General features: G+C 53.7%; 1 protein-coding gene. It reads right to left on the minus strand.

The window, feature by feature from the left end:
* Positions 1-67: 67 nt before the first annotated feature.
* The gene (locus EK23_RS21140) at positions 68-2692 is read right to left on the minus strand and encodes a PAS domain S-box protein (protein ID WP_045227383.1); all 2625 of its coding nucleotides are present in this window, start codon (positions 2690-2692) and stop codon (positions 68-70) included.
* Positions 2693-3589 lie beyond the last annotated feature (897 nt).

The following is a 3589-nucleotide window of genomic DNA, read 5'->3' on the forward strand; positions in this document are numbered from 1 at the left end:
ATACCTGCTGCCCCATCATGACGTTCCGGCTCCGCTTTGGATGTGGCTGTATTTTACCAGTCGGGCCTTATCGGCAGGCCTTTTTCAACACAATCAGTTCGATATCTGACGTCTGTAATTCGATCTTGCCCGATGTAATCCGGCTGAGATCCAGCAACTCGTTAATCAGCCTGATCATGACCAGCATTTGCCGATCGAGCAAATCCAGGGTGCGCGCCACCGTTTCCGGATTTTCGCTGGATCGCCGCAATATTCCCAGCCCGATTCGCATGGGGGCCAGCGGGTTTCTCAATTCGTGGGCCAGCATGGCGAGGAATTCGTTCTTGCGCCGGTCAGCGTCGCGTAACACCTGTTCGGCTTGCTTGCGAGCGGTTATATCGCGCACGACCCCCTGAACGGCGCCGGCCGGCATTTGACGAGCCAGGACTTCGCCGAAAAACTCCGAACCGTCCTTACGGCGAAATCTCCACTCTTTTCGCGTAATTGTTCCGCTGGCTAAGTCTGACATCTCTTCTTGTAGAGGGGGAATATCGTCCGGCAAGACCATGTCGGAAACACTCAGCCGGAGAAACTCCTCGCGGGTGTAGCCGAACATCTCGGCACCGGCCTGATTGACATCGGTGTACCGGCCGCTGGAATCCGTCACGACGATGCCGTCGGGAGTCTGCTCGACCAAAAGTCGGTAACGCGCTTCGCTCTCACGCAATGCCCTCTCGGTCCGCTTGCGCTCGGTGATGTCGCGGACGATGGCCCACATGCCCTGCGGTCGACCGTTCGCGTCACATAACAGGCTGGTCCTGAGGCTGATCGGGAACACCTGGCCATCCTTGCGGATATATTCCTTTTCATATTCCTGGGAGTCGCCATGTGGTAGAACCCGATCCCGCAGCACGGTGGCCTCAGCCTCGTGCCAACAAACCGGCGTCAACTGCAAATAGGTCAACTGCTTCAGCTCATCCAGCGAATAGCCCAGCATCGCCTGGAAGGCCGGATTGGCGTGTTGGATGCGCCCTATCATGTCGACAATGGCGATCCCGTCGCGGCTGCCTTCGAACAAGGACCGGAAACGCTCCTCGCTCTCGGCCAAATGTCTTTCGGCTTCTTTAATTTGCGTAATGTCGATGGCCAATCCACCGACATATCGATTTCCGGCGGGATCAGAAAACGAGAACTTGCTGCTGCGCCACCAAGATATAACTCCATCGGGATTGCGAGCCGACTCGATCATCTCGAGACTACTGCCGGACTCAATTACCTTCAAATCGTTTTTCCGATAATCCTCCGCCAGGTTGTCCGGCCAGATTTCGAAGTCGGTTTTCCCTTTCCAGTCTCTTTCCTGCAGCCCAAAGCGCTTTTTATGATTTGGACTTATAAAGACATACCGGCCCTGTCCATCTTTGAGCCAGGCGACCGTGGAGCTGTGGTTCAAGAAGGAGCTAAGCAGTTGTTCTCTCTCTCTGATTTTCTCAAGGTCCTGAATGCGGTTTGTAATGTCGTAGGTGACGCCCATCGCGCGAAATGGCTTGCCGTTTTCATCGAACTGGACTTCCCCTTGGTCATGGATCCAGCGGACCGAATTATCATTTGCCTTGACGATCCGGAATTCCAGTTCGTAGGCCGACCCCCCAGCGAGCGCGGACTGGAACGCCGATTCCACTCGGGTCCGGTCGTCAGGGTGAATCTGCTCGAGGAAATCCTCATAGGTATGCGGGACGCCATGGGGAAGGCCGAGAAGTTCGTAATATTGATCATTGAAAAAGGTTTCGCTCGACTCAAGATTCCAGTCCCAAGTTCCGATGCGAGCAGCGGATTGGGCGAGGCTCAATCGTTCCTCACTTTTCGCAAGCGCGCGTTCCGCTTCAATACGAGGGGTAATGTCATAGAGGGTAACAAGGTGAAGAGTTTCTTCATCGAAGCCGGCAAACGGAACGGCCGAGGCCATTACCGTTCTGATTTCCCCGCTCTGGCACTGTATGCGAACTTCCATAGTCTCAAAAGGCTTGCCATCTTCCAAAGACTGATCAAGACGTGCCTGCCAGGTTTGGCTCACCCATTCTCGGTATGCGGGATCGGGATAGGCTCGAGGCCACCAATCGTCAAGGCTGTGCAGCTCCTCGAGCGTATAGCCAAAGGTGCGACAGAAGGCAGCATTGAGGTAAAGGATATTGCCGAATCGATCATTGACCGCGCTCGGCACTGGAGAGGCATCGAACAAGGCGCGGCTGCAAGCTTCGGAGCCTGCCAGACCGGCTTCGTAATCCTTGCGAGCGGCGACTTTTGTGAAGACGGCGATGAAATGACCGGGCTGAGGACAGGTTGCCCGTATCGAGAACCACTGCTTTAAGCCAACCAAGAAGTTTTCGAAAGCTTGGGGTTGTCCAGTCGTGGCAACCCGCCCGCAAGTTTCGATCAGCCAGGGGTCGGATCTTTGAGTTCCGGGAATGACCTCGCTGACGCGCTTATCGACAACACGTCCGAGTCCGGTGAACTTGTGAAAAGCGGGGTTGGTGTATAAAAACTCGAAATCGATTGGCTGCCCGTTTTCATAGATCATCCGACAGTAGGCAATCCCGTCGGCAAACTGCTCGAAGATGTCGGGAAGCGATAGCCCCGTAAGGTTTGCGAACCCGATCGGTTGTTCGGCATTTGTATCGGGTTTTGCGTCCTGAGGGCGCGATACTTCGGTTCCCATGCAGAAGCCGTTCCTTTGGAAAAAACTATGCTACTTATACTGTATTTTCATCTCTTATTCCAAGTATTCACGAATCGTCAAGGAGACCAGTCTTCTTCTCACGAAAGATGTTGCGAGATTATTTCTAGCAATCGAATCATGGCTGTGAATGGGGCATGATTCAAACTTGAGATGTCATTCCTGTGTCGGTTTCTGGGAACCAGTGAACGACCGTACATGGCGGACAGGACTCATAGGGGACCCTTCCAGAAAGCTGTCAATGAGGCTGAATTTGCTGGAAGGGTCGAATGGCTCTTATGGCCGACCTCATGCCGGGAATCCGTGCCAAGCGACTGTGCGTAACAGGAAGCACAACGGGCAGTCCGGATCGGGATGGCCGCTGATGTTGGCATTATTGAAAATGTCGACTCATTCGGGGTCTACTCCAATTGGTGTCGACACTTTAAAAAATGTGAGACAAGGAAGCCATGCAACCTTGAATCGTTTCAGGTAAATCAGATTTCTGTGGTCTGAAGATGTCAGAACATTGAGATTCCGCCGACGAGGGTTTAGAAAGGCGGAATGCCGATCCGGGACGCTTAGCAGTGGAAAACGTAATAGCGACAAGTAGAACCTGATCGACGCGATTTTCAGAGAGCCAAATTTCAGCCGTATCGAGAGCAGCGAGTAGCGCATCGCGTTCGCCCAAATATGTGGTATTAGGGCCAGTTATCCGGAGATGTCTCGCCAGTGCCGCGCTCGGGGCATTCGCTAGGCACCAAGGGAATAGCTCAGGACTCGCCACCCCAACGCCAACCTTTAACTGTAGAAGTCGCGACCTGATCTGACAGTTACCCGTTTTGGGTACGCTGGGTTGTCAGATCAGATTCAACTGGCTGACTTTCTGGTTCCACACCT

It is taken from the genome of Methyloterricola oryzae, from assembly GCF_000934725.1.
Classification (GTDB): Bacteria; Pseudomonadota; Gammaproteobacteria; order Methylococcales; family Methylococcaceae; genus Methyloterricola; species Methyloterricola oryzae.